At 74.7% G+C, this 25,885-nt stretch carries 20 protein-coding genes; 6 read left to right on the forward strand and 14 right to left on the reverse strand.

All coding sequences use genetic code 11. From position 1 onward, the window contains the following. Window positions 1-6 precede the first annotated feature (6 nt). Together P3T35_RS18495 and P3T35_RS18500 are read left to right on the forward strand one after the other, a co-directional pair. Window positions 7-1,089 (forward strand): ThiF family adenylyltransferase, encoded by a 1,083-nt coding sequence (locus P3T35_RS18495; RefSeq protein ID WP_101382119.1) that lies wholly within the window; start codon window positions 7-9, stop codon window positions 1,087-1,089. A gap of 280 nt (window positions 1,090-1,369) precedes the next feature. Continuing rightward, a complete protein-coding gene (locus tag P3T35_RS18500) occupies window positions 1,370-2,704 on the forward strand; it encodes an AarF/ABC1/UbiB kinase family protein (RefSeq protein WP_101382118.1) in 1,335 nt (444 codons plus the stop codon). A gap of 192 nt (window positions 2,705-2,896) precedes the next feature. Here P3T35_RS18500 and P3T35_RS18505 read toward each other — a convergent pair whose 3' ends face one another. The 4 genes from P3T35_RS18505 to P3T35_RS18520 all read right to left on the reverse strand — a co-directional run bounded on the left by P3T35_RS18505 (window position 2,897) and on the right by P3T35_RS18520 (window position 6,699). Then, on the reverse strand, window positions 2,897-3,139 hold the full coding sequence (locus P3T35_RS18505) for a hypothetical protein (RefSeq protein WP_101385244.1): 243 nt from the start codon (window positions 3,137-3,139) through the stop codon (window positions 2,897-2,899). 146 nt (window positions 3,140-3,285) lie between these two features. After that, on the reverse strand, window positions 3,286-3,576 hold the full coding sequence (locus P3T35_RS18510; protein WP_280706921.1) for a WhiB family transcriptional regulator: 291 nt from the start codon (window positions 3,574-3,576) through the stop codon (window positions 3,286-3,288). 247 nt (window positions 3,577-3,823) lie between these two features. After that, entirely contained in the window at window positions 3,824-4,204 is a 381-nt protein-coding gene (locus tag P3T35_RS18515) for a hypothetical protein (protein WP_143676894.1), read from the reverse strand. Between the two features lie 227 nt (window positions 4,205-4,431). Next, window positions 4,432-6,699, reverse strand: coding sequence for an ATP-dependent DNA helicase UvrD2 (locus P3T35_RS18520; RefSeq protein WP_280706926.1), 2,268 nt, complete (start codon window positions 6,697-6,699; stop codon window positions 4,432-4,434). 249 nt (window positions 6,700-6,948) lie between these two features. On the opposite strand from P3T35_RS18520, the gene P3T35_RS18525 reads away from it, so the two are divergent. Then, on the forward strand, window positions 6,949-7,203 hold the full coding sequence (locus P3T35_RS18525; protein ID WP_101382114.1) for a mycoredoxin: 255 nt from the start codon (window positions 6,949-6,951) through the stop codon (window positions 7,201-7,203). Between the two features lie 38 nt (window positions 7,204-7,241). Here P3T35_RS18525 and P3T35_RS18530 read toward each other — a convergent pair whose 3' ends face one another. The 7 genes from P3T35_RS18530 to P3T35_RS18560 all read right to left on the reverse strand — a co-directional run bounded on the left by P3T35_RS18530 (window position 7,242) and on the right by P3T35_RS18560 (window position 15,547). Beyond that, entirely contained in the window at window positions 7,242-7,610 is a 369-nt protein-coding gene (locus P3T35_RS18530) for a GNAT family protein (RefSeq protein ID WP_180356576.1), read from the reverse strand. 303 nt (window positions 7,611-7,913) lie between these two features. Next, the gene (locus P3T35_RS18535; RefSeq protein ID WP_101382112.1) at window positions 7,914-8,705 is read right to left on the reverse strand and encodes a GntR family transcriptional regulator; all 792 of its coding nucleotides are present in this window, start codon (window positions 8,703-8,705) and stop codon (window positions 7,914-7,916) included. A 230-nt stretch (window positions 8,706-8,935) separates the two neighbouring features. After that, complete coding sequence (gene nudC, locus P3T35_RS18540) at window positions 8,936-9,868, reverse strand: NAD(+) diphosphatase (RefSeq protein ID WP_280706843.1); 933 nt, start codon at window positions 9,866-9,868, stop codon at window positions 8,936-8,938. Between the two features lie 64 nt (window positions 9,869-9,932). Beyond that, the gene (locus tag P3T35_RS18545) at window positions 9,933-11,339 is read right to left on the reverse strand and encodes a dipeptidase (RefSeq protein WP_101382110.1); all 1,407 of its coding nucleotides are present in this window, start codon (window positions 11,337-11,339) and stop codon (window positions 9,933-9,935) included. Between the two features lie 94 nt (window positions 11,340-11,433). Beyond that, a complete protein-coding gene (locus tag P3T35_RS18550) occupies window positions 11,434-14,208 on the reverse strand; it encodes an FtsX-like permease family protein (RefSeq protein WP_143676893.1) in 2,775 nt (924 codons plus the stop codon). Beyond that, a complete protein-coding gene (locus tag P3T35_RS18555) occupies window positions 14,205-14,948 on the reverse strand; it encodes an ABC transporter ATP-binding protein (RefSeq protein WP_101382108.1) in 744 nt (247 codons plus the stop codon). The genes P3T35_RS18550 and P3T35_RS18555 overlap by 4 nt, the downstream gene beginning before the upstream one ends. Next, complete coding sequence (locus P3T35_RS18560) at window positions 14,945-15,547, reverse strand: PadR family transcriptional regulator (protein WP_101382107.1); 603 nt, start codon at window positions 15,545-15,547, stop codon at window positions 14,945-14,947. The genes P3T35_RS18555 and P3T35_RS18560 overlap by 4 nt, the downstream gene beginning before the upstream one ends. 107 nt (window positions 15,548-15,654) lie before the next feature. On the opposite strand from P3T35_RS18560, the gene P3T35_RS18565 reads away from it, so the two are divergent. The 3 genes from P3T35_RS18565 (at window position 15,655) to P3T35_RS18575 (ending at window position 17,757) form a co-directional block, all read left to right on the forward strand. Continuing rightward, window positions 15,655-16,635 (forward strand): endonuclease/exonuclease/phosphatase family protein, encoded by a 981-nt coding sequence (locus tag P3T35_RS18565; RefSeq protein WP_101382106.1) that lies wholly within the window; start codon window positions 15,655-15,657, stop codon window positions 16,633-16,635. 208 nt (window positions 16,636-16,843) lie between these two features. Beyond that, complete coding sequence (locus P3T35_RS18570; RefSeq protein ID WP_101382105.1) at window positions 16,844-17,149, forward strand: hypothetical protein; 306 nt, start codon at window positions 16,844-16,846, stop codon at window positions 17,147-17,149. 14 nt (window positions 17,150-17,163) lie between these two features. After that, on the forward strand, window positions 17,164-17,757 hold the full coding sequence (locus P3T35_RS18575) for a hypothetical protein (RefSeq protein ID WP_101382104.1): 594 nt from the start codon (window positions 17,164-17,166) through the stop codon (window positions 17,755-17,757). Here P3T35_RS18575 and P3T35_RS18580 read toward each other — a convergent pair whose 3' ends face one another. The 3 genes from P3T35_RS18580 to P3T35_RS18590 form a co-directional block, all read right to left on the reverse strand. Beyond that, a complete protein-coding gene (locus P3T35_RS18580) occupies window positions 17,758-18,948 on the reverse strand; it encodes a PP2C family protein-serine/threonine phosphatase (protein ID WP_143676892.1) in 1,191 nt (396 codons plus the stop codon). It abuts the gene before it with no gap. A gap of 189 nt (window positions 18,949-19,137) precedes the next feature. Further along, the gene (locus P3T35_RS18585; RefSeq protein WP_101382102.1) at window positions 19,138-22,338 is read right to left on the reverse strand and encodes an ATP-dependent DNA helicase; all 3,201 of its coding nucleotides are present in this window, start codon (window positions 22,336-22,338) and stop codon (window positions 19,138-19,140) included. A gap of 83 nt (window positions 22,339-22,421) precedes the next feature. Continuing rightward, window positions 22,422-25,844, reverse strand: a complete 3,423-nt coding sequence (locus tag P3T35_RS18590) for an ATP-dependent DNA helicase (RefSeq protein WP_101382101.1) — start codon at window positions 25,842-25,844, stop codon at window positions 22,422-22,424. Between the last annotated feature and the right edge of the window lie 41 nt (window positions 25,845-25,885).

Here is a 25,885-nt window from a genome sequence, read left to right on the forward strand (position 1 = left end):
TGTCCGATGCGTCCCGTGCTCAAGTCCGCGCTCTCCCGCACCTGGCGTGACCAGGAGACCTTGCAGTTCGGCACGCTTCCCGACCGGGCCCAGCTGGTCTCCCGGGCCGATGAGCGATTCTGCGCCTTCCTGGCGCTGCTCGACGGGGAGCGTGACGCCGCCGCCGTCACCGCCGCCGCGCGCGATCTCGGGCTTGAGCCCTCCGCAGTCGAACAGACCCTGCACTCGCTGGCCGAGACCGGCCTGCTGGACGACGCGGGCGCGGTCGATCGGGCACTGGCCGGGCTGCCGCCGAGCCGGCGGGACCAGCTCGGGCCCGATCTGGCGTCGCTCTCGCTGCTCCATCCCGGGCCGGGGCAGGGCGCGGGGGTGCTGGGGCGGCGGTCCGGGCGGCGGGTCGAGGTGCGCGGCGCCGGGCGGGTCGGGGCCGCGCTGGCGACCACCCTGGCGGCGGCCGGGGTCGGCTCGGTCGAGGTGCTGGACGAGGGCCGGGTGGCCGCCGGGGACTGCGCGCCCGGCGGGTTGACGGTCCGTGAGATCGGTCGACCTCGGGCCACCGCGGCGCGCGAGGCGGTTCAGCGCGCCGCCGGCCGGGTGCCGGCGCCCGAGGGCCCGGTCGAGCTCGCGGGTGCCGGCCGGCCGGTCCCCGATCTGGTGGTGTTCGCGCCGCGGGACGGCAGCGGGGCGTTCGCCGGCAGCGCGGCCGCCGCCCGGGAGCTGATGCGGGCCGGCATCCCGCACCTGTACGTCGGGGTGGTGGAGCATCTCGGGGTGGTCGGTCCCCTGGTGCTGCCCGGTGCCTCCGCCTGCGGCGGCTGCCTGGTGCTCAGTCGCACCGATCAGGATTCCGGCTGGCCCCGGCTGCTGTCCCAGCTCGCCGCCGAGGGGCCGGGGCGGGCCAGGGAGCCCGCCTGTGACGGCGCGTTGGCCACCGCGGTGGCCGGGCTCGCCGCCCTGCACGCGCTGCTGCTGCTCGACGGGGAGCGGCCGCCCAGTATCGACGGCTGGTGCGAGATCTCGGCGGCGGACGGCATGGCCCGCCGGCTGCGGCTCTCCCCGCATCTGGAGTGCGGCTGCTTCTGGCCCTGACCGGCCGAGCCCCGCCGACGGGGGCGGGCGCGGTCGATCAGGTGCCGACCGGGCTACCGCCGAGCCGGCGGGTCCAGCTCGCGCCCGATCGTCTGGCCCTGACCGGCCGAGCCCCGCTGCGGCGGCGCCGACGGGTGTGGTCGGCGCGGGCCGGGCCCTGGCCGAGCCGCCGGAGGGAACGGGCACAATGGCCTAGTGACCGCCGTCCCCGGTCATCGGCGGCCCCGCGAGGAGCTGCCAACGGCAGGCCCGCACAGGGTGGCAGGATTGGGAGGCCCGGGTGAGCGATCTTCCGCGCAAGGCTATGACCCGCACCGCACGGCTCGCCGCACTGCCCTTGGGGATCGCGGGGCGGGCCACCCTTGGCCTGGGCAAGCGGATCGGCGGACGCTCCGCGGAGGCCGTCACCGCCGAGCTCCAGCAGGCCACCGCCGACCAGCTCTTCAAGGTCCTCGGGGAGCTCAAGGGCGGGGCGATGAAGTTCGGGCAGGTGCTGTCGGTCTTCGAGGCCGCCCTGCCGGAGGAGGTCGCGGGCCCCTACCGGGCCGCCCTGACGAAGCTTCAGGACGCCGCGCCGCCGATGCCCGCCGCCCGGGTGCACGCCGCGCTGGCCGAGCGCATGGGCAAGGACTGGCGGGCCAACTTCCGCAGCTTCGACGACCGGCCGGCTGCCGCTGCCTCGATCGGCCAGGTGCACAAGGCGGTCTGGCAGGACGGCCGCACGGTTGCGGTCAAGGTGCAGTATCCGGGGGCGGGCGAGGCGCTGCTCTCCGATCTGGGCCAGCTCAGCCGGGTGGCCTGGCTGGTCGGGCCGCTGATCCCGGGGCTGGACATCAAGCCGCTGATCAGCGAGCTGCGGGAGCGGGTCACCGAGGAGCTGGACTACGCCCTGGAGGCCGAGGCCCAGCAGGTGCACGCCGACGAGTTCGCCACCGACCCGGACATCGTGGTGCCCGCCGTGGTGGCCCAGGCCGACCAGGTGCTGGTCACCGAGTGGCTGGACGGCACCCCGCTGGCCGAGGTGATCTCGGGAGGCAGCCAGATCGAGCGCGACCGGGCCGGGCAGCTGCTGGCCCGCTTCCTGTTCGCCGGTCCGGCCCGCACCGGGCTGCTGCACGCCGATCCGCACCCCGGCAACTTCCGGCTGCTGAAGAACGACGGGCCCGCCGAGAACTGGCGCCTCGGGGTGCTGGACTTCGGCACGGTCGACCGGCTGCCCGGCGGACTGCCCCGGCCGATCGGCGACTCGCTGCGGATGGCGCTGGCCGGCGACGCGGTGGGGGTGCTGGAGATGCTGCGCGCCGAGGGCTTCGTCAAGCCCACCATCGAGCTGGACCCGGACGCGGTGCTCGACTACCTGCGCCCGATCATCGAGCCGGCCGCGGTGGAGCACTTCCACTTCACCCGGGCCTGGATGCGCGCCCAGGCGGCCCGGATCGCCGACCCCCGCTCGCCCGCCTCCAACCTCGGCAAGCAGCTCAACCTGCCGCCGGACTACCTGCTGATCCACCGGGTCACGCTGAGCACCATCGGGGTGCTCTGCCAGCTCGGCGCCCAGGCGCCGTTCCGGGCCGAGATGCTGGACTGGCTGCCCGGCTTCGCCGAGCAGGACTGAGCACGGCAACCACCTGCCGGCCGGGCGCTCCAGGGCCGCGCCCGCCCGGTGGTTCCCGACCGGCCGCGCCCGGCCGCATGCGGCCCGAGTGCGGCCGGATTGCGGCCCGGACGCGCCGATGCCCCGGCCACCCCCTCCGGCGGGGTGGTCGGGGCATCGGCGTGTCCGAGACTACGAACGGCTGACGGGTGCTCAGAGCACCGCGCTGGCCAGCGCCTTGCGGGCCCGCAGCGAGGCGCGCTCCGCCTTGCGGCGCAGCCGTGCCACCCGCTGCGCCGTCAGCGCCAGGCGTTGGTCCTCGGCCTCGTGGAGGCGTTCTTGCATATGGGCACGGGCCAGGTTTTCCTGCAGTAGATGCATCTCAAGGGTCCTGTTCTGGAACGAGAGTTCGTTGGTCTGCTCGGCGCGGGCGCTGGGCCCTGCGGTGATCGCCATGTCGTGGTCCTGCTCGTGGTGCGTCGTCGGGTAGGTGGTCTGGGTCGCGGCATCGGCCTGGGCAAGGGCCGTGCGCACGGAGTGGCGCAGTGCGCCGTCCGCCGGGGGGCATTCCCGGTGGACTACCGCTGCTCCGAGCCCGGGGTTCATGCCATGACCTCGTTCTTGCGCGGGCGGCCACGGGGCCGCTTGCGGGCTACCACGACGCCCTGGACGAAGAGCTCGCCACCCCAGACGCCCCAGGGCTCACGCCGGTCGAGGGCGCCGGCCAGACAGGCCTCCTTGACCGGGCAGGTGCCGCAGAGGGACTTGGCGTACTCCACGTCGGCCGGGGTCTCGGCGAAGAAGACCTCGGGGTCGAAGGAGCGGCAGGGGATGGTGGCACCGAGGGCGTCGGCTTCGTCGATCGAGGTGAGCTGCATGAGAGAGCCTTCCAGAGGAGGGGGAGGTACGAGCGGAGCCGTGGTCGGCGTTGTCGGCGGTACGGACGGGAGGGGCGGTGTGATGACCGTGGACACTGGTGGCGTCTTCCTCGTCTTGATTCGGTTCCGGTCCAGCTGACTGGTCGGGCTGGGCCGGAGGCCCCGAGGGGCCTGGGTTGTCGGTCGTACCGGACAAACAGAAGGGCCGCGGATCCCGGTTGACGGGTTCCGCGGCCCTGGAAAAGTGCCGACCTGAGGGTGCTCAGGTTCGCTCTCTCCAGGGTTCAGGCCCGCGGAAGGCCCGGATCCGGGCGGCTTCGGCGCCGATAAAGGCGGCCTCGGCCTGGTTGATCAGCTGCTCATCCTGCTGCTCGGCTACGGCACCGATGACCTGCAGATAGGCGCCATGCTTGGCCGCCGCATCCACCGCCTTCGGTGCCTCGGTCGGTCGTCCGCCACGCATGCCGCGCGAGCAGTCGACGGAACCCGCGGCCCAGCCGAGGGACAGACCGGTACCGACACTCAGACCGAGGGAACCGGCAACCAGCGAGACTCCACCCGCGACAGCGGTGGTGGAGGGACGCAGGGAAGCGGCAACAACGGTCTGGCCAGTCAGTTTGGTGATCATCTGCTTCGTTCCCACTGTGCTCGCCTCCTCTCGGCGTCTCGCGGTGCCCAGTCCCCCGGGCTCCGGTGTTCGGATGTCTGTCGGTCCAGCTGCCCCGCCGTGGCGGAGATGGTGCAGGGTGGTGCTGTTCGTGCCATGGTGCAGCAGGGGAAAGCCTGGTCAGGACAGGTCCCGAGTGGCTTCGCGGTCGCGTCCCCTTGACCGCTCCGGCAGGCTATTGCGCTTCACGCACAGCGCGCAAACTATTTTTCCGGCGAGTTTCCGGACTCATCCTCAGTGAGGTCTGCATCGACCTCCGCCGAGGGGTCGTCCGGCTCAGCGGCCCGCTCCACCTCGGGGTCCTCCCCCGCACACAACGACAGCACGTCCGCCCCGTACTTGTCCAGCTTGAGGGCGCCGACCCCGGAGATCCGGGACAGTTCCGCGACATTCGAGGGCGTGTCCTCGGCGATCGCCATCAGGGTGGCGTCGGTGAAGATCACATAGGCCGGCACCGCCTGCTCCTTGGCCCGGCAGGACCGCCACTCGCGCAGCCGCTCGTAGAGGCCCTCGTCCATGGCCGACGGGCAGTCCTCGCAGCGGCGCAGCTTGCGCTCCACCGCCTCGGTCAGCGTGCGCCCGCAGACCCGGCACTTGACCGGCCCGCGAGGCGCGCGCCGGCCCGCGGAGCGCTCCGCCCCGCCCTCCGCGCCGCCACGCCCGCCGGCGCGCCCGCCACCGGCGGCGGATCCCGGGCGCAACCCGTCCATGAACCGGCTGGGCTTGCGGCTCGCCCGGCCGCCCGGCGAGCGGGCCAGCGCCCAGGAGAGCCCGAGGTGCGCCCGCGCCCGGGTGACCCCGACGTAGAGCAGTCGGCGCTCCTCCTCCAACTGCTCGTCGGTCTTGGCGTAGATGATCGGCAGGGTGCCCTCGGTCAGGCCGACCAGGAAGACCGCGTCCCACTCCAGGCCCTTGGCCGCGTGCAGTGAGGCCAATGTCACCCCCTCGACCGCGGGCGCGTGCTGGGCGGCGGCCCGGGCGTCCAGCTCCGCGACATAGGCGGCGAGGTCGGCCGGCTCGCCGGCAGCGCTCCGCCCGGCCTCGAAGTCCTCGGCCAGCCGGACCAGCGCGGCCAGCGACTCCCAGCGCTCGCGCACCGCTCCGGAGCCGGCCGGCGGCACCGGGGTGAAGCCCCGGGTGGCGAGCACCGCGCGGACCTGGGCGGCCAGGTCCGGCGCGTCGGCGGTCAGCGGATCGCCGACGGCCCGGGCGGCGCCGCGCAGCAGCAGCCCGGCCTCCCGGACCTCCGGCCGCTCGAAGAACCGCTCGGCGCCCTTGAGCTGATAGGAGATGCCGAGGTCGGCCAGCGCCTGCTCATAGACCTCGGACTGGCCGTTGGTACGGAACAGCACCGCGATCTCGCTGGCCCGCACCCCTTCGGCCAGCAGCTCGCCGATCCGGCGGGCGGTGCCCTCGGCCTCGGCGGGCTCGTCCGGGTACTCGGTGTAGACCGGCTCGGGGCCGGCCGGGCGCTGCGAGACCAGCTCCAGCCGGTGCCGGGCCGCCGCCCCCCGGGCCTGGGCCAGCAGTCCGTTGGCCAGGTGCACCACCTGCGGGGTGGAGCGGTAGTCGCGGACCAGCTTGACCACCGTCGCGTCCGGATGCCTGGTGCGGAAGTTCAGCAGGTAGTCGGGGGTGGCGCCGGTGAAGGAGTAGATGGTCTGGCTGGCGTCGCCGACCACGCACAGCCCGGCCCCGGCGCCGACGGCGGCACCGGTCCACTGGTCAAGCAGCCGCTGCTGCAGCGGCGAGACGTCCTGGTACTCGTCCACCGTGAAGTGCCGGTACTGGGCCCTGACCTGCTCGGCGATCTCCGGGCGGTCCTCCAGGATGGCGGCGGTCAGCAGCAGCACGTCCTCGAAGTCGATGACGTTGCGGTCGCGCTTGGTCTGCTCGTAGGTCGCGTAGACCCGGGCGATCTCGGCCGGGTCGCGCGGGGCCTCGCGGCCGGCCTTGAGCACCGCGACCGGATAGTCGTCCGGCACGATCTGGGTGACCTTGGCCCACTCGATCTCGCTGGTCAGGTCGCGCAGCTCGGTGCGCTGCACGCGCAGCCCGCTGCGGCCGGCCGCCTCGGCAACCAGCTGCACCTTGCGCTCCAGCAGCCGGGGCACCTCGCCGCCGACCGCGCGGGGCCAGAAGTACTGCAGCTGGCGCAGCGCGGCGGCGTGGAACGTGCGGGCCTGCACGCCGTCGGCGCCGAGCTGGCGCAACCGGCCGCGCATCTCGCCGGCGGCCCGCGCGGTGAAGGTAACGGCCAGCACCTGCTGGGGCTGGAAGGCACCGGTGCGCACCCCGTAGGCGATCCGGTGGGTGATCGCCCGGGTCTTGCCGGTGCCCGCGCCGGCCAGCACGCAGACCGGCCCGTGCAGCGCGGTGGCGACCGCCCGCTGCTCGGGATCGAGCCCGGCCAGCACGGCGTCCGGATCACCCGGGCGAGCGCCGTACCCACCGAAGCCGCCGTCGATCATCAGCTCTTCCTGCATGGGCTCCATCCTCTCAGCCCGCCGGCTCGACCGGGCCGGACGCCGTGTCCCGGCTCCGCCCATCCTGGCAAATCGGACCGACACCGTGCGCCAGGTTGTCCACAGGCCCGAGACGATCATCAGCCGATCCCACATCCACACCGGCTACCGTCACGGGCGCCGGGGAATCGACCGGCAGTCACGCGCGTTGACCAGACGGCAACGCCCCGTCCCGCTCACGAAGGAGCCCTCTCGATGTCCGGCAGCGTCACGATGTACAGCACCACCTGGTGCGGCTACTGCACCCGTCTCAAGGGCCAGCTGACCCGCGAGGGCATCGGCTACGACGAGATCAACATCGAGCAGGACCCGGCCTCCGCCCAGTACGTCGAGTCGGTCAACGACGGCAACCAGGTCGTCCCGACCGTCGTGGTCGTCGGCGCGACCGGTGAGAAGTCGGTCATGACCAACCCGTCGCTCGCCCAGGTGAAGAAGGCCCTCGCGGCCTGACGCCCCGGCGTGCCGCGCCCGGCCCCGCAGCCCCGGGGTCAGGCGCCGCGCGTCGCCCAGGCATCGCGCGACAGGCCGTAGACCGCCAGGTCGCGCGGCCCGTCGGCGAGCACCGCGCCCTGCGGCAGCACCGACTCCTGGGTGAAGCCGAGCCGCTCGGCCGGCGCCCGGCTGCGCACGTTGTCGACCACCGTGCGCAGCCCGATCCGGCGCAGCCCGAGCGGCCCGAAGCCGTGCTCGATCAGCAGCTCGGCGGCCCGGCGGACCAGCCCGCGCCCCTCGTACTCGGCGTCCACCCAGTAGCCCAGCTCGGCGGTGGCCTCCGCGCGGTCGATCCGCAGGCCGAGCGAGCCGGCCATCCGTGGCGCCCCTCCCGTGCCCCGGTGCCCGGTGACCACGATCGCCACCGGCAGCTGGGGCCGGCCAGTCCTGCCCGGCCTGCTCCAGGAACGCCCGGGTGCCCTCCGGCTCCGGTTCGGTCGCGGCCCACGACTCGAAGCGGGCGAACCGCTCGTTGTTGGCGGCCAGCGCCGCGTGGTAGGCGTCGGCGATCGCCGCGGTGCGCGGGATCACACGGCGTCCTCGTCTTGGGGGCACCTCCCGGCCGGAGGCCGGGGGACGGTGGCTGAAGAACATGGCGCTGCGCATGCGGGGCTCCCCTCCTGGATCGGAGGGCAACCCTGGTTCGCGGCCCTGACGAGCCGTCAAGATCAGCGCCCGGGCCGGGCACTCAGCTGGCCGAGGCCGTAGGTCAGGCGGCAGCGGTCCGCGGAGTACCTGGTCTCGATCACCCGGACCGGGCCCCGGCGGTCATAGGTGACCCGGGTCTGCACCAGCAGCGGCACGCCCGGCCCGCCCTGGAACCACTGCGCCTCCTCCGGGCCCGGCATCCGGGCGACCAGCTGGTCCACCGCCCCGACCTCCACCCGGCCCAGCGCGGCCAGCACCGCCTCGTCGCCACCGGGCACCGGGTCGGGCTCCATCAGCGCGGTGCCGGCCGCCACCCCGGCCCGGTAGTGGCTCTCCTCGATGGAGTAGGGCTCCCGGTCCAGCAGCCGCAGCTGCCGCCGGACCACCACCGCCTCGCCGGGCTGCACCCCCAGCCGTTCGGCGATGTCCACCCGGGCCCGCACGATCAGCATCTCGAACTCGGCGCTCAGCTGCCGCCCGGCCTGCTCCGCCTCGGCCGTGTACACCTCGCTGGGCCCGGCGAGCCCGTCCCGCTGGCTGGGCAGCAGCGGCCCGAAGGCCCGGTGGTCGAGCACCGGATGCTCGCGCAGGAAGGTGCCCTTGCCCTGCAAGCGGACCAGCAGGCCCTCGTTGACCAGCACGTCGACCGCGAGGCGCACGGTGTTGCGGGCCACGCTGTACTGCTGCTCCAGCTCGGCCTCCACCGGCAGCGCGGTGCCGCCCGGCCACTCGCCCGCCGAGATCCGGCGACGCAGATCGGCCGCCAGCCGCTGGTACTTGGGGGACGGCATGCTGCCACTGGAGATGGTCACGCTGGAAATGTAGCGAGCGATCTGACCCGCTTTCAGCTAAACCGACCATAATTGGCCATGGTTCCGGGCCGACCGGCCCGGCGGCCACGCAGCGCTACCGGGCCGGCCTGCGCGGATACCGGCGCGTCAAACGCCGTCCCGGCGTCCCGCCCGCCCCGAAGGCGGCAAAGGCGGGAAAGGCACATAGGGGGCGTGCACGAATGGCACACGCCCCCCACGGCTTATTTCCCTTACCAGCGCACGCCGCTCGGCAGGGGTGCGCCGTACCACTGCTCGATCAGATGACGGGCGATCGAGATCCCGCTGGGCGGCACGATCTCGCCGGACTCCCAGCCGGCCCGCAGGTCCTCGCGGGAGAACCAGCGCGCCTCGGCCAGCTCCTCCCCGTCCACGGTGATCTCGGCGCCGCCCGGCGCGACCCGCCCCACGAAGCCCAGCATCAGGCTGGCCGGGAACGGCCAGGGCTGGCTGGCCCGGTAGCTGACCTCGCCGACCCGCACCCCGGCCTCCTCGAAGACCTCGCGGGCCACCGCCTGCTCGATCGACTCGCCGGGCTCGACGAAGCCGGCCAGCGTGGACCAGCGGCCCTCCGGCCAGAGCGCGTTCCGGGCCAGCAGGCAGCGGTCCTGCTCATCGGTGATCAGCATGATCACCGCCGGGTCGGTGCGCGGGTAGTGCTCGGCCGCGCAGGAGGTGCAGCGCCGCAGGTGCCCGGCCCCGGCCTTCTCGGTCGGGTGCCCGCAGCGCGAGCAGAAGCTGTGCAGCCGGTGCCAGTGCTCCAGCGCCACCGCGTGCACCAGCAGCCCGGCGTCCCGGTCCGACAGGGTGCCGCCGACCTCGCGCAGCCCGGCCGGGCGGGCGTCGCCGTCCAGCCGGCCCGGCAGCGTCTCGCCGGCCAGCGCGAAGTAGGAGACGCCGTCGTCGTCGGTGCCCAGGAAGTAGCGGTCGCCGCCCTCCGGTACCTCGAACGACGGCAGCAGGACCAGCTCGGTGCCGGTCGGGGTGTCCACCACGAAGGCCTCACCGCCGGAGATCGGCAGCACCTTGGTGGTCGGGTGGCTCCAGGCGGCGGCCAGCCAGGGCTCGTCGAGCCGGTGGTGAGCGGCCCGGTCCACCCCGGCACGGGCCAGCGGCAGATCGCCGAACCGCTGGATCTCAGGCATGGTGCTCATGATGTTCCGTCCCCGTCCACAGTGTCATCAGCGTCATCATCAGCGGCAGTCGGCGTCAGTGCGCGTTCGGCCGGTAGGTCTCGGCGAGGTCGGTCCAGAGGTGGGCGGAGGTCTCCACGCCCTTGCGCAGCAGGTCCAGCTCGACCTTCTCGTTGATCGAGTGCCAACCGTCGGACGGCACCGAGATGCCCAGGAACAGCACCGGGGCGCCCAGCACGTCCTGGAGGTCGGCGGCCGGCCCCGAGCCGCCCTCGCGGGTGAAGAGGATCTCCTGCTCGAAGGCCCTGCCCATGGCCCGGACCACGGACTGCAGCGCCGGGTGGTCCAGCGGGGTCAGGCACGGGCGGGTGACGCTGCCGAACCTGACGGTGTGCCGGATGCCGGCCGGCAGCAGGTCCGCCACCCAAGCCTCGATGGCCCGCTCGATCCGCTCCGGGTCCTGCCCGGCGACCAACCGGAAGGAGAGCTTGAGGTGGGCCTCGGCCGGCACGATGGTCTTGCTGCCCGGACCGGTGTAGCCACCCCAGACGCCGTTGACCTCGGCGGTCGGGCGGGCCCAGATCCGCTCCAGGGTGGTGTAGCCGGCCTCGCCCTGGGCGCCGTGCGACTTGGCGGTGGCCAGCCAGCGCTGCTCGTCGAACGGCAGCTTGGCGAAGAGCTCGCGCTCCCGCTCGGTCAGCTCGATCACGCCGTCGTAGAAGCCGGGCACCGCGACCTCGCGGTCCGCGTCGTGCAGCGCGGCGGCCAGTTCGGCCGCGCTGGTCGCCGGGTTGGGCACCGCGCCGCCGAAGGAGCCGGAGTGGATGTCGCTGTCCGGACCGAACAGGTCGATCTGGCAGTCCAGCTTGCCGCGCATGCCGGTGCAGACGGTCGGGGTGGCCGGGTCCCACATGCCGGTGTCGGAGACCAGCACCAGGTCGGCGGCCAGCCGCTCGCGCTCCCGGCGGATCAGCGCGCCGAAGTTGGGCGAGCCGGACTCCTCCTCGCCCTCGATCAGCAGCTTGAGGTTGACCGCCGGCGTGGTCCGGCCGGTGGCCGCCAGGTGTGCGCGCAGGCCCAGGGTGTGGAAGAACACCTGCCCCTTGTCGTCGGCCGCGCCGCGCGCGTACAGCCGGTTGCCGACCCGGGTCGGCTCGAACGGCTCGGTGTCCCAGCCGTCCGCCTTGGCCGCCGGCTGCACGTCGTGGTGCCCGTAGACCAGCGCGGTCGGGGCGTCGGCCGACTCGGCCGGCCACTCGGCGAAGACCGCCGGCAGCCCGTCCGTCTCCCAGACCTCGACGACCGGGAACCCGGTCTCGCGCAGCTTCGCCGCCAGCCACTCGGCGGAGCGGCGGACGTCGCCGGCCCGCTCCGGATCGGCCGACACGGACGGGATGCGCAGCCAGGCGCCGAGGTCCGCCAGGAAGGCGGCCTCGTGCTGGTCGATGAAGGAGCGGACGACGCTGTCCGGGGTTTTCGTCATACGGACGACTTTAGTTGGCGCGGCCGCGCAAGTGCCGCCGCGGTCCGGCAGGCGGGCCGCGGCGGCACTGTGCGATCCGTCACCCCTGGGCGGCTCAGGCGGCTCGGCGCACCAGGGTGCTCCGGGAGCGGGTGAGCAGCGCGGCCGCCCCCGTGGCGATCAGCGGCAGCACCACCAGGGTGAGCCCCAGCGTCGGCCAGGGCACCGCGATCACCGTGTGCACACCGGGGACCAGGCTGCCCGACGCCGTGTCCTGGACCCGGCGCAGCGCTATCGCCGGAACGATCCCGCAGACGGTGCCGAGGATCGTGCCCATCGCCGCGATCACCCCGCACTGGAAGCCGGAGAGCCGCCGCCGGATCCCCGGTGCGGCGCCCACCGCGGCCAGGGTGGCCAGGTCCCGCTGGGAGTCGGCGGCCGCCAGCCCGGTGGCGATGCCCGCCGCGCCGAGCGCCACCAGACCGGCGAACGCGGTCAGGCCGAGCGTCACCGTGGTGTTGTGCGGCTGGAAGCCCCGCTCCACCGTGAAGTTGTTGCTGCTCACGGCCGTGGCGCTCAGCGCCCCGACGGCCCGCTGGGCGGCGGCGTCCGAGGGCATCGCGGCGGGCAGCCAGACCAGGCCGCTGTTCACGGTGGTCAGGCCCAGCCGGGCGACGGCGTCCGGGGCCAGGTACATCCGGGCCGCCGAGCGCGCCAGCGGTGCCAGCACCGCGTCCACCTGCACGTCGCGGTAGGGCGGCGGCGGGCTGCCGGCCGGGCCGAACGGCTCCTGGAGCCGGACGACCGCCTTGCCGTCCTGGATCATCGAGGCGTCGAAGACCACCGCCTTGCCGGCCGCCGCGGCCTGCTCGGCGGCGGGGTCCCGCAGCCCGAACAGGTTGTGCAGCACGCCCGGGTCGCCGCTGACGAGGGTGCCGAACCGCCCCTGGTCGTTCCGCCGGCAGCGCGGGTCCGCCTGGACCTGGTACGGCACCGGCTGGTTCCGGGCGATCAGGTCGTCGGCGGGGCAGCGGGTGGCCGGCGGCGCTTCGGCCGTCACCTCGCCGCAGCCGGCCGGGGTGGTGCAATTGCCGTACCGCACCGAGAGCACCGTGGCGCTCGGGCCGAGGTCCGGCATCGCCTGCTCGACGGCCGCGCGCTGGGCGGCGGCCGTCGCCGGGTCGTGGTCGGTCGCGTCGAGGAAGAGCGTCACGGCCTTGTCCGGCACCGACGACTCATAAGCCGCGCGCTGTTCGGCGTTGCCGCTCGCCACGTAGACGCCGACCGCGACCGAGCCGGCCACCGCCGCCATCACGGCGGCCACCGCCGGGGCGGTGCGTCCGCGGTGCCGGACCGAGTCGCGCAGCGCCATCCGTGGTGCCAGCGGCAGGAACCGGCCGAGCCGGCCGAACAGGCCCACCACGGTGGGGATGCAGGCGACCATGCCGAGCTCGGCGATCATCGAGCCGCCGAGCACCGCGGCGCTCCGGCCGCGGGTCAGGGCGGCCGCGCCGAGCAGCGCCAGCGCCGCCCCGCCGCCCACCATCAGCACCCCGAGCAGCAGCAGTCGCCTGGCCGGCGGCTTGACGGTGCCGCGCCCGGTGAGCGCCGCCACCACGTCCTGCCGGGCCGCCTGGACGGCCGGCACCACGGCCGCCAGCAGTCCGGTGACCAGGCCGACCGCCATCACCCCGAACAGGTCCGCCGGCACCAGCGCCAGTGAGCCGAACCGCTTGCCGGCCATCAGCTCCAGCCGGTCCTGGCCCAGCGTCACCAGCAGCGCCGCGAGCGCGACCCCGACCGTGGCACCTGCCAGGCCGAGCACCACCCCGCCGCCGAGCACCACCGCGCGCACCTGTGCCCGGTCGCCGCCGGCCGCGGCCAGCAGGCCCAGCTGCCGCCGGGAGCGCCGAGCGCCGACCGCGAAGGCGGGCCCGGCGAGCAGCACGATCTCCAGCAGCGCCATCCCGACCACGGTGGCCAGGGTCACCCGGTCGGCCTGGTCGAGGGCGCTGGTCGAGCTGCCGTAGCGGTCCTGCTGGACGTAGAACGGCACCTGGGAGCGGGCCGGCGGGTGCAGCACCACACTGCGCGACGTGGCGATGAACCCGTTCCGGTTGAGTTCCAGCACCTTCGGCCAGTCGACCGCCGTGCCGGACGGCAGCTTCACCAGCCAGCTGTGCACGGTGTCCGCCGCCTGCTGGGCGGTGCCGCCGGCCTTGGCGACCGCGCTGGGCCGGCCGACCAGCGTGGTGGCGTTGAGGTCGTCCGGGTACTCCGCGACGCCGGTGATGGTGAACGACCGGTCGCCCAGGCTGGTGGTGCTGCCGACCTTGAGGCCGGAGCGGTCCAGGAAGGTGCGGGTGGCGGCGATCTCCCGGTCGTCGGCCGGCGCCCGGCCGGACACCAGGTCGATCCGGCCGTGCCAGACCGGGTCGGCGAGATCGGCAGCGGCCACCGCGGTCCGCAGCCGGCCGGTCGCGCTGGTGGCCAGTTCCGGATGGTCGGCCGGGATCGGCACCAGCATCGCCCCGGGCGGCAGCAGCTGGGCGGCCAGTACGGCCGGGTCGGTCTGCTGGGCGCGCTGCTGCTGGGCGGTGCCGGCCTGGGCGGCCGGCGGCGTCAGCACATTGTGCCCGTCGGAGGCCAGCGGGGCCTGCCGGACCTGGGCGCCGGGCTGGTCGAACTCCAGCAGCACGTCGGCGGTGCCCAGTTCGCGGGCGATCCGCTGAGCGGGCGTCAGTTCGGAGCTGCGGTAGACCACGTCGACGCCGGCGACGCCGAGCACCGGCAGCGCGATCATGGCGAGCACCAGGGCGCTGCGGCCCTTGGCCCGCAGCGCGTCCCGCCGGGCGATCCGCAGCGCCACCCTCCAGGAGCCGAGCCTCACCAGGCACCCGCCTCGCCGGACCCGGTCGCCAGCAGGCCCTCCGCCTGCTGCCGCCCGGTCTCGTCCACCAGCAGGCCGTCCCGCAGGAAGACCACCCGGTCGGCCCAGGCCGCGTGCCGGGCCTCATGGGTGACCATCATGGCCGCCGCCCCGGCGTCGCAGCGGGCCCGCAGCACCGCGAGCACCGCCTCGCCGGTGGTGGAGTCCAGCGCCCCGGTGGGCTCGTCGGCCAGCACCAGGCGGCGTTCGCCGATCAGCGAGCGGGCGATCGCCACCCGCTGCTGCTGGCCGCCCGACATGTCGTCGGGGAACCGGTCGGCCAGCTCGGCGATGCCCAGTTCCTCGAGGGCGGCCAGCGCCTCACGGCGGGCGGTGCGGGCCGACACCCCGTCGAGTTCCCTGGGCAGGGCGGTGTTCTCGGCGGCGGTCAGCGCCGGTATCAGGTTGTAGTCCTGGAAGACGTAGCCGATGGAGCGGCGGCGCACCTCGGCCAGCTTCTTGCGGGAGAGCCCGGCGAGCGGCCGGCCCTCGACCAGCACCCGGCCCCCGGTCGGCGAGTCCAGCCCGCCGGCCAGCGTGAGCAGGGTGGACTTGCCGGAGCCGGACGGGCCCATCACGGCCACGAACTCCCCCGGTTCCACGGCCAGGTCGACGGCGCGCAGCGCGTGCACCTCGGCGGCGCCGTGGCCGTGGACGCGGCTCACCCGCTCCAGCCGGAGCACCGGCTGACGGTCGGTCACTGTTCCTCCCCCTGGGTCTTCGCGACCCGTCGGGCCGGCGCGGCGGCCGGCCGGGTCGACGGCTTGCGGTTGGCCAGCCGGGTCTCGCAGTGGTCCAGCCAGCGGACCTCGGCCTCGGTCTGGAAGATCAGCTGGTCCAGCACCAGCAGCCAGGCGAGGTCGGTGTCGGCGGCGCTCTCGTCGCTGGCCGCGGTGAGCGCGCGGGCCTTGAGCCGGGTGTAGTCCTGCAGCGCCTTGACGCTGTGCCGGCGCTGGGCCTGGACCACGGCCCGCACGTCCACCCCGGGGACGGTCACGGCCATCGCGAGCTTGATCGCCAGTTCGTCGCGCGGCGGATTGGTGCGGGCGACCGGGCTGTCGAACCAGGAGCGCAGTTCCGCCCGCCCCTCGTCGGTGACGGCGTAGAACTGGTGACCCTCTTCGTCCTCGCCGTCCGGGGTCACCAGGCCGTCGCGCTCCAGGCGGTTCAGGGTGGTGTACACCTGCCCGACGTTGAGCGGCCAGGTGGCACCGGTCCTGGCCTCGAACTCAGTGCGCAGTTGGTAGCCGTAGCTGGGGCCCTGGTCGAGCAGGGCGAGCAGGCCGTGTCTGATGGACATACTCAGTATGTATACCCGGGATCCCGGCTCTTGTATACCCGGTATGCACCCCAGGAGTGCGCCCAGGCGCGCCGACCGCCACCCCTTGGAGGGCGTACCGTCACCGAGTGAGCCCTCTGCGAATCGCGACCTTCAACCTGCTGCACGGCCAGCCGCTGGCCGCCGACGGCAGCCCGCTCCCCTACCCCTCCGAGGCCGCCGCACCGCTGCACGAGGCGATCGCCGCACTGGACGCCGACGTGCTGGCGCTCCAGGAGGTGGACCGCTACCAGCAGCGCTCCGGACTGGCCGACCAGACCGCGGTGGCCGCCAAGGCGATGGGCGCCGCCGACTGGCGGTTCGCCGCCGCCCTGCACGGCACCCCGGCGCCGGTGGCCGGCTGGCTGCGCGAGCCCGAACCGCGCGGCCTCACCGTCTACGGCCCCGAGGACCAGGAGCACGCCGCCGACCGCCCGTCCTACGGCACCGCACTGCTCACCCGGCTGCCGGTGCGCCACTGGCGGGCCCGGCGGTTCGCGCCCGCGCCGTTCGGGCTGCCCCTGCGGGTGGCCGGGCGGCGCGGGCTGACCCCGGTGCCGGACGAGCCGCGGGCCGCGCTGGCCGCGGTGCTGGAGGGCGAGCGCGGGCCGTTCACCGTGGTGGCGACCCACCTGTCCTTCGTGCCCGGCTGGAACATGGCGCAGCTGACCGGGATCCGGCGCTGGATCGCCGACCTGCCGCGGCCCTACCTGGTGCTCGGCGACTTCAACCTGGTCGGCCCGGTACCGCGCACCGTGCTCGGCGGGGCCACCGCACTGGACCGGGCGCCGGCCTCCCGGCAGCGCCTGCGCGAACTGCGCGCCGCCCGCCGCACCGCCGGCACCCCGCCCACCCCGCTGCCCCGGCGCCGGCGCGGCCGCGAGCCGGGCACCCGGCTGCCGGGCTGGCACGACCTGGCCCGCACCCCCACCTACCCCTCGCACCGGCCGACCGTGCAGTTCGACCACGTGCTGGCGGTCGGCCTGCCGCACACGGCCGTCGGCACCGTCACGGCTCCCCGGGTCGCGGTCTCCGACCACCGGCCGCTGCTGGTGGAGGTGGAGCTGTGACCGTGGTGCGCAACAGGGTTGCGACCGAACCGATCGCCGACCTGCCGAACCCGCAGGTCACCCAGGCCACCGCGACAGCGGCCGCGTAGCCGGGCGTCGGCAGCCGAACTGGGTCGCAGGCGAACTGGCTGCTACGTTGGCACAGCTGATTGACTCTCAGCCGAACGCATGTGACGGAACGACAGATTCACACGGGGGAAGGGAACCAGTGGCAGACACCACCATGGACCCGGCGGCGGTGCAGGCCGCGGGCGCAGCGGCGGAACAACTCTCCACCCAGGTCTCGGGATTCAAACCGCAGCTGGCTCAGGCCGCCGGCGAGGCGGCCGGCGGCGTGCCCAAGACCGCCACCGCGGGCTCGATCCAGACCAGCGGTGGGGCCTGGGACCAGGCGATCACCAAGCTCTCCACCGACATGGACCAGCAGGGCCTCAACCTGAAGTCCTGCGCCGCCCGGCAGTCCGGCACCGAGAGCGACGTCGCCGGCAGCCTGAACGCGATCCAGGCCGGCTGAGGGAGGACCGACCGATGGACTACGCCACCCTGCGGGACATGCACCCGGGCACCCTGATCAGGGCCTCGGAGGAGTACATGGCGACGGCGATGAACTTCGCCCAGACCGCCGACAACTGGGACAAGCAGGTCTGCACGGCCTCCCAGCAGGCCTGGACCGGACAGGCCGCCGACGCGGCCGAGGCCCCGCTGAAGACCACGAGCAACCGGCTGACCGACGCGTCGTCCCTGCTCAAGCAGAACGCCGAGCAACTGTCCGCCGCGGGCGACCAGTTCCTCCAGCTCCAGCAGCAGTTGCAGCAGCTGATCGCCTGGTCCCAGCAGAACGGCCTGGTGATCCACGACGACGGCAGCGTCACCCCGAACCCGCAGGCACCGCAGGGGCCGGGCGGCGCGGTGGCCCAGGCGTCGGCCCAGGCGATGCTGGCTGCCGAACTCGCCGATGTGCTGGCCCGGGCGACGGCCGTCGACCAGAGCACCTCGAAGGCCCTCGACATGAACGCCCAGTCGGTCGGGTCCGGTGTCGCCGGCGATCCGGCCGACCCGGGCCAGCACGGGCAGCCCGCCGATCCGGGCGGGCCCAGCCAGGGCGGCCACGCGCCGGCCTAGCTACTGTCGGGCCAGCCGACCGTTCTGGTGCGGCAGTTGCTGTCTGCCGTGCGCAACGGGCTCGTACTGCAGCAGCAGCATCGCCGCGTCGTCGCCGAGCGGCCGGCCGACGTGCCGGACCACATCGGCGTGCAGCCGGTCCAGCACGTCGACCGGGCCGCCCTGCGCGCAGTGCGGGAACCGGTCGGCCAGCGGGTAGAAGCGGCCGGCCCGGTCGCGGGCCTCGATCACCCCGTCGGTGAAGAGCAGCACCCGGTCGCCGGGGGCGAACGGCACCCGCTGCACCGGGGGCGACACGTCGGCCGGGTCGAGCACGCCAAGCGGCGGCACGGTCTCGGGCAGCTCCAGGGCTCGCACCGTGCCGTCGCCGGTCAGCAGCAGCGGCGCCGGGTGCCCGCAGTTGACGATCTCCGCGGTGCCGTCCGGGCCGACCCCGATCAGCACCAGGGTGACGAACTCCTCCTCCACCCCGGGGTGGTCGTGCTCGTGCAGCGCCCGGTCCAGGCTGACGGCCAGCCAGCCGGCCACCTTCTCCAGGGCCGGCTCCTGGTGCGCCGCCTCCCGGAAGGCGCCGAGCACCGCGGCGGCGGTCTCCACCGCGCCGAGGCCCTTGCCGCGCACGTCGCCGACGACCGCGCGCACCCCGTGCCGGGTGTCGACCACCTCGTAGAGGTCGCCGCCGATCCGGGCGTGCGCGGCGGCCGCCGCGTAGTGCACGGCCGCCCGCACGCTGCCCACCCGGTCCGGCACCGCGCGCAGCAGCACCCGGCGGGCGATCTCGGCCACCAGCTGGGCGTCGGCCAGCGCCTGCTCCTGACGCACTCTCAGGGCGGCGCTGACCCAGCTGATCGCGGTGACCAGGGCGATGGCGAAGACGGTGGCGCTGTGCACCGACTCGCCGAGCACGTTGTCGTAGCCCGCCATGGCGAAGGCGACGCCCTCGGACAGCAGGCCCATCAGGATCGGGTACCAGACCCGCCGGCTGACGATCGCGGCGAGCGCCGGCACCGCGGTCAGGGCCGGCTCGACGGTGACTTGAAGGGTGCTGAGGTAGTCGAGGCCCACCACCAGGGCCATCCCGATGAACGGCAGGGCGAGGGCCGTCCGAGGCCAGGTGCCCGTCGCACGGACGGTGGCCGGGCCCCGGGTCGGACCGGCCAGCAAGTCTCTGAACCATCCGGTCGCGCTCAACTTCGGTGTCTCCAGCAAGAGGCGCCCGGTGCGTCGGCACCTGCGGCGATGACTGAGGGTGAGGAAAGGGGGCCTGGCCGGCGGCCGAGCAAGCGCGGGTGACCGGTTACCGACCCCACAATAGGCGCGAAACGTGCATCGCGCAGCGGTTTCGCGCGACTGTGTGACGAGTTGAATGCTCTCTGTGACCTAATAGTCACTGTTCCCGATCAGAAGCGTTTCCAACGCCTTCCGCCCAGGAAGTCCTGACGGTCTTTCGACCCGGCCGCTGCGGATGTAGCAGAACGCCGCGGTGACCTGCTCCGGCTCCAGCACGTGCTGCTCCGCCCAGGCCAGCCGGTAGATCGCCAGCTGCAGCGGGTCGGCGTTCTCGTCATGGCCGGTCTTCCAGTCGACGATCTCGAACCGTGACGCACCGTCAGCGTCACGCTCCTTGTACACCGCGTCGATCCGGCCGCGCACCACCCGGCCGCCGAGCACCAGCTGTACCGGCGCCTCCACCCGGTGCGGGCGCCGGTCGGCGTACGGCCCGCGCAGGAACGCCTCCTTGAGCTGCTCCAGGTCCTGCTCGTCGGCGATGCCGTCATCGTCCAGGCCGGGCAACGCGTCCGGGTCGAGCAGCGGCAGCGGGGCGAACCTGGCCTGGAGCCAGGCGTGGAACCGGGTGCCCCGGCGCGCCCCGGTCTGCGGCGGGCGGGGCAGCGGGCGGGCCAGCTCATGGGCGAAGCCGTCCGGGTCGGCCGCCAGCCGCATCAGCTGGGAGGCGGACAGCGCGGGTGGCAGCGGCACCTGACGCACCGCCTGCCGGGACCGCCGCAACTCGCCGAGCAGCGCCGTCAGATCGCGGTCCCAGGAGTCCACCAGGCGCTGCTCCTCCGGGGCCAGCGGCTCCGGCTCCGGGGCCGGGCGGCCGGCCGCCCGGCGGGCCACCACCTCGGCCACCCGGCGGCGGGCCAGCAGGGCGCCCGGATCCAGCGGCAGCGGCCACGGGGTGTCGCCGAGCCGGCGCAGCGCCGGGTTCTCGGCGCCGTCCACCGGAGGCTCGGCCCAGTGCTCCACCTCGCCCGCGCCCGGCCGCTCGGCGTGCTCGCGCAGCCGCTCCAGGTACTCGGAGGGGCCGCGCACGGTCCGCTGGGTCGGCCCCCACCAGTGGCCGGAGGCCAGCAGCAGCGAGCGCGGCCGGGTGACCGCGACATAGCCGAGCCGCAGCTCCTCCAGACCGGTCTGCTCCTTCAGGCCGTTCTTGAACGCCGTCATGCCCTTGGCGTGCCAGGCCGGCACCGCGGGCAGGGTGGCCGCGTCGCCGCGCAGCGGATACGGCAGCACCTGGCGGCGGCTGGTCCACTTCTCCCGGCTGCGGTTGCTCGGGAAGCCGCCCTTCACCAGCCCGGGCAGCGCCACCACATCCCACTCCAGGCCCTTGGACTTGTGCACGGTGAGCACCTTCACGGTGTCCTCGCCGCCCGGCAGGCCGGCGTCCAGCCCCCGGTCGTACTCCTCGGCGGCCCGCAGGAAGGCGAGGAAGGCGGGCAGCCCCGGGTCGCCGTCCAGATCGGCGAAGCCGGCCGCGACGTCCAGGAAGGCGTGCAGGGTCTCCCGGCGGCGGGCCGCCAGCGCCTGCGGGGAGGCGGCCAGCTCGACCTCCAGGCCGGTGACCGCCAGCACCCGGTGCAGCACGTCCATCAGCGGTTCGGCGAGCACCCGGCGCAGCTCCCGGACCTCCCGGGCCAGGTAGGCGAACCGGGCCCGGGCCTCGGGCGAGAACGGCAGCTCTCCCCCAGCCTTCGGCTGGGAGGTGCCCCCATGCTGGTCCGGCTCCAGGAAGGTCTCCAGCGCGTCGGCCAGCGAGACCACCTCGGTCGGGTCGGTCTCGGCCACCGCCTTGGCCAGGGCGTCACCGCCGGCCAGATCGGCGGTGCGGACCAGGTCGGCGGCCCGGCGGCCGAGCAGCGCCAGGTCGCGCGGGCCGATCCGCCAGCGCGGGCCGATCAGCAGCCGGACCAGCGCGGCGTTGGCCGTCGGGTCCTGCAGCACCTCGCAGACCGCAACCAGGTCGGCCACCTCGGGCAGCTGCAGCAACCCGCCCAGGCCCACCACCTCGACCGGCACCTGGCGGGCCACCAGAGCCGCGTGGATGTCGGGGAAGGTCGCGGCGGACCGGCAGAGCACCGCCACCGAGCCGGGCGGGGTGCCGGTGCGCACCAGGTGCGCGATCGAGTCGGCCAGCCAGTCGATCTCCTCGGCGTGGGTGGGCAGCAGCGCGACCCGGGCGAAGCCGTCCTGCTCCGCGCCGGGCGCCGGGCGCAGCGCCGCCACGCCTTGGTGCAGCTCGCGCAGGTCGGCCGCCAGCTCGTTGGCGAAGGCCAGCAGCCGGCCGCCGCTGCGCCGGTTCTCGCTCAGCGCGTAGCGGGCCGCCGGGGTGCCGTCGGCGGCCGGGAAGTGGGCCGGGAAGTCGTCCAGGTTGGCCACCGAGGCGCCGCGCCAGCCGTAGATCGCCTGGCAGGGGTCACCGACCGCGGTCACCGGGTGGCCGCCGCTCGCCGCGCCGCCGAACAGGCCGGCCAGCAGCAGCCGCTGGGCCACCGAGGTGTCCTGGTACTCGTCCAGCAGCACCACCCGGTACTGCTCGCGCAGCAGCTTGCCGACCTCGGGACGCTCGATGGCCAGCCGGGCGGAGGCGGCGATCTGGTCGCCGAAGTCCATCAGGCCCACGGCCTGCTTGCGGCGCCGGTACTCCTCGACCAGGGTGAGCAGCTCCAGCCGGCCGCGGGCCGCCTGCGGCACGTCCCGCAGGTCCTGGTTGGTCAGCTTGACGGCGGCCAGCCCGTCCAGCAGCGCGGTGTCGAAATCGCGCAGCGCGGCGGGCGCCACCAGGTGCTCGGCCAGCTCGGCGTCGAGGGCGGTCAGCTCGGCGACCAGCGTCGCGAAGCGGTCCTTGAGGTGCGGGAACGGGCCGGGCGCCGACCGCAGCACGCGGGCGGCGAGCTGGAACCGGGTGGCGTCGGCCAGCAGGCGGACGTCCGGCTCGATGCCGATCCGCAGGCCGTGCTCCTTGAGCAGACGGCCGGCGAACGCGTGGTAGGTGGAGATCTCCGGGTCGCCCTCGGCCTCGGCGCCGTCCCGCAGCCCGGCCCGGGCCAGCGCGGTGCGCACCCGCTCGGCGAGCTCGGCGGCCGCCTTGTTGGTGAAGGTCAGGCCCAGCACCTGGTCGGCCCGGACCGCGCCGGAGCCGACCAGCCAGACCACCCGGGCCGCCATCACCGTGGTCTTGCCCGAGCCGGCCCCCGCCACGATCACCGACGGCGCCAGCGGTGCCCCGATCGCCGCCAGCTGCTCCCGGTTGAACGGGATGCCGAGCAGCTCCTTGAGCTGGTCGGAGTGGGTGAGCATGGGGTCAACGGTAACCGGAGGCCCCGACAGCGGGTCCGGGGCTGCGGTGGATCATGCCGAGGGCCTGATCCACCGCAGCGGCCCTAGTCGATCAGCTGCCGGCCGTCCCGCTGGGCCGAGCAGCTGCGCTTGAACGTGCAGTGGCCGCAGGCATCGCCGGCGGTCGGCACGAACCGCTCGGCCAGCACCCGGCCGGCCGCGTCGGCGAGCAGGTTCTCGATCCACGGCTCGCCGTCCGGCGGCGGCTGGTGCTGCACCTTGGGCGCCTCGGGCGCCTTCTTGTCCTCCAGCCGCAGCTGCACCAGCTCGGCGCCGCCGAGTGCCGGCCGCTCGTTCAGCAGCGGGTCCAGCGCGCCCTCGCGGACGGCCAGCTGGTACACCGCCAGCTGCTTGTGCTCGGGCAGCGACTTGTCGCTGGGGGCCTGCTTGCCGGTCTTGAAGTCCACCACGTAGGCCCGGCCTACGGTGTCCCGCTCCACCCGGTCCAGCACCCCGCGGATCCGCACCGCGACCTCGCCGACCGGCAGGGTCAGGTCGAAGCCGTGCTCGGTGGCCAGCACGGCCCGCCCGCGCTCCAGCACGTGCCAGTGCAGGAACCGCTCCAGCGCGGCCCGGGCGTTGGCCTTCTCCTGCGCCGACTTCCACGGCGCGTCGAAGGCCAGCGCGTCCCAGACCGTGTCCAGCCGCTCCAGCAGCACCGCGAGGTCGGCCGGGGTGCGCCCGGAGCCCACCTCGTCGGCCAGCGCGTGCAGCACGTTGCCGAAGCCCTGGGCGCCGGAGGTGCCGGTCTGGGCCCGGACCTCCTTGCTCAGGAACCACTGCAGCGAGCAGCTGTCCAGCTGCTCCAGGCCGCTGCCGGAGAGCTGCACCGGGCGGTCCGGCTCGCGCAGCGGGACCGGGTTGCTGGTCGGGTCGGCCAGGCCCCACCAGCGGTCGGGGTGGGCGGCCGGGACCAGCGGGGCGCCGGTGTGATCGGTGGCGGTGGCCAGCTGGGCCAGGCGTTCGGCGGCGGCCCGGCGCAGCTCGGGCGAGCGGTCCGGGTCGACGGTGACCGCGCGCAGCTCGGCCACCAGGGCGGCGACCGAGAGCGGGCGGCGCGGGCGGTGGGTGACGTCCTCGACGGTCACCGCGGGGGTGCGGCGCAGCACGTTGCCGGTCCGGAGGTCGAGCTCCTCGCGGTAGAGCTCGCGGAGCAGCCGGGAAGGCTCGTCACCGTCCTCGGCGGGCGCCTTGACGGCAGTGACGATCAGGCGCTCCTTGGCCCGGGTGGCGGCCACGTAGAAGAGCCGTCGCTCCTCGGCCAGCAGGGCGCCCGGGGAGAGCGGCTCGGCCAGGCCGTCCCGGCCGATCCGGTCGGCCTCCAGCAGCGAGCCGCGGCGGCGCAGGTCCGGCCAGAGGCCCTCCTGCACGCCGGCCACCACGACCAGCCGCCACTCCAGGCCCTTGGCGCGGTGGGCGGTCATCAGGCGGACCGCCTCGGGGCGGGCGGTTCGGACGGTGAGGGTATCGGCGGCGATGTCCTGGGCGGCCAGCTCCTCCAGCAGGTCGAGGGCGCCGCGGTGGCCGGTGACCCGCTCCTCGGCGCGGGCGGCGGTCTCGAACAGGGCGCAGAGCGCGTCCAGGTCGCGGTCGGCGTTGCGGCCGGCGGCACCACCGCGCAGCGCGCCCCGCTCCAGCCGCTCGCGCCAGCGGGGGCTGCCGTCCCAGAGCTGCCAGAGCGCCTCCTCGGCGGTGCCGCCGCCGCGCAGCAGGTCGCGGACCTTGCGCAGCAGGGTGCCGAGCTCGCGGGCCCGGCGGGCCGGGGCCGAGTCGAAGATCACCAGGCGCTCGGGTTCGGCCAGCGCCTCTCGAATCAGCTCTTCGGCGGAGCGCACGATCGGCTGCGGGCGCCCCTCGTCCATCTCGCCCGCCTCCCGCAGCGCCGCACGCTCCTCCTCGCGCAGCTCGCGGCCCAGCCGGCGCAGGTCGGCGCCGTCCAGCGCGCCCAGCGGGCCGGTGAGCAGGGTGTGCGCGATCTCGGCGGTCAGCGGCTCGGCGATCGACGGCTCGGCGGTGGTCGGGGCCTCTGAGGCTTCGGTCAGGGCCTCCGGGGCCTCACTCGTGGCCTCCTGGGCGCCAGTCGACTCAGCCGACTTCCGCGGTGCCGGGATCCGCTCGGCCCGGCGCTCGGCGGCCGCGCCCTGAGCGCAGACCCGCAGCGCCAGCAGGATCGGCACCACCGCCGGCTCCTCGCGCAGCGGCAGGTCGTCACCGTCGATCTCCAGCGGCACCCCGGCCGCGCTCAGCGCCCGCCGCACCCCCGGTATCGCCCGGGCCCCGGCCCGCACCAGCACCGCCATCTCGCCCCACGGCACCCCGTCCTCCAGGTGCGCGCGGCGCAGCAGGTCGGCGACGCTCTCCAGCTCCGCCCCCGGGCTCGGGTAGGTGTAGACCTCGACGCTGCCGGCCGTGGGGTGCGGCCCGGGCAGCAGCGCCCGGTGCTCGGCCAGCTTGTCCGCCGGCAGCCGACCCATCGGCATCCGGGCGGCCAGCTGCCGGGAGGCGGCCAGCAGCACCGGTGCCGCCCGCCGCGACACCCGCAGCACCTTCACCTCGGCCGGGCGGCCGTCGCGCCGGCGGAAGTGCTGCGGGAAGTCCAGGATGCCGTTGATGTCGGCGCCCCGGAACGCGTAGATCGACTGGTCCGGGTCGCCCACCGCGACCAGGTCCCGGCCCCCGCCGGCCAACCGCTGCAGCAGCCGCACCTGGGCCGGGTCGGTGTCCTGGTACTCGTCCACGAAGACCGCGTCGTAGCGCGCGGCCAGGTCCGCCTCGGACCGCTCGGCCAGCAGCACCGCGCGGTGCACCAGCTCGGCGTAGTCCAGCACCCCGCGCAGGTCCAGCACGTCCAGGTAGTCGGCCAGGAAGTGCGCGGCCGCCGCCCAGTCCGGGCGCTCCACCCCGGCCGCGAACCGGGCCAGCTCCGCCTCGCCGAGCCCCAGCTCGCGGCTGCGGGCCAGCACCGCACGCACCTCGTCGGCGAAGCCCCGGGTGGTCAGGCAGGCCCGCAGGTCCAGCGGCCAGCGGATGGTCCCGGTGCCCGCCGCCGCGTCCTGGGCGCCGCCGGCGAGCAGCTCGCGGACCATCACGTCCTGTTCGGGGCCGGAGAGCAGCCGCAGCGGCTCGGCGAACCGCTCCGGCTCCTGGTCGGAACGCAGCAGGGCGTAGCAGAACGAGTGGAAGGTGGTGGCCTGCGGCGCGGCGGCGAGTCGCACCGCCATCCGGTCGCGCAGCTCCATGGCGGCCTTGCGGCTGAAGGTCAGCACCAGGATCCGCTCCGGATCGGTGCCCCGCTCGACCCGGCGGGCCACCGCCTCCACCAGCGTGGTGGTCTTGCCGGTCCCCGGGCCCGCGAGCACCAGCAGCGGGCCGCCCGCGTGCTCGGCCACCGCCTGCTGGAACGGGTCCAGCTCCGGCGGGGCGGGCGTCGCGAGCGGGCTGCGCACCAGTCGGTAGGGGGAGGGCACGGTCGTCCAGGGATAGGGAACGGAAGAGTAGAGCCTACGCT

The organism is Kitasatospora sp. GP30 (genome assembly GCF_029892145.1).
Lineage (GTDB): Bacteria > Actinomycetota > Actinomycetes > Streptomycetales > Streptomycetaceae > Kitasatospora > Kitasatospora acidiphila.

Excerpts from the sequence above, each read along its gene's own strand:
- P3T35_RS18495 (WP_101382119.1), top strand. The coding sequence starts at position 7 with ATGCGTCCCGTGCTCAAGTCCGCGCTCTCCCGCACCTGGCGTGACCAG.
- P3T35_RS18505 (WP_101385244.1), bottom strand. The coding sequence starts at position 3,139 with ATGGCGATCACCGCAGGGCCCAGCGCCCGCGCCGAGCAGACCAACGAA.
- P3T35_RS18520 (WP_280706926.1), bottom strand. The coding sequence starts at position 6,699 with ATGATCGACGGCGGCTTCGGTGGGTACGGCGCTCGCCCGGGTGATCCG.
- P3T35_RS18525 (WP_101382114.1), top strand. The coding sequence starts at position 6,949 with ATGTCCGGCAGCGTCACGATGTACAGCACCACCTGGTGCGGCTACTGC.
- nudC (WP_280706843.1), bottom strand. The coding sequence starts at position 9,868 with ATGCCTGAGATCCAGCGGTTCGGCGATCTGCCGCTGGCCCGTGCCGGG.
- P3T35_RS18545 (WP_101382110.1), bottom strand. The coding sequence starts at position 11,339 with ATGACGAAAACCCCGGACAGCGTCGTCCGCTCCTTCATCGACCAGCAC.
- P3T35_RS18560 (WP_101382107.1), bottom strand. The coding sequence starts at position 15,547 with ATGTCCATCAGACACGGCCTGCTCGCCCTGCTCGACCAGGGCCCCAGC.
- P3T35_RS18575 (WP_101382104.1), top strand. The coding sequence starts at position 17,164 with ATGGACTACGCCACCCTGCGGGACATGCACCCGGGCACCCTGATCAGG.
- P3T35_RS18585 (WP_101382102.1), bottom strand. The coding sequence starts at position 22,338 with ATGCTCACCCACTCCGACCAGCTCAAGGAGCTGCTCGGCATCCCGTTC.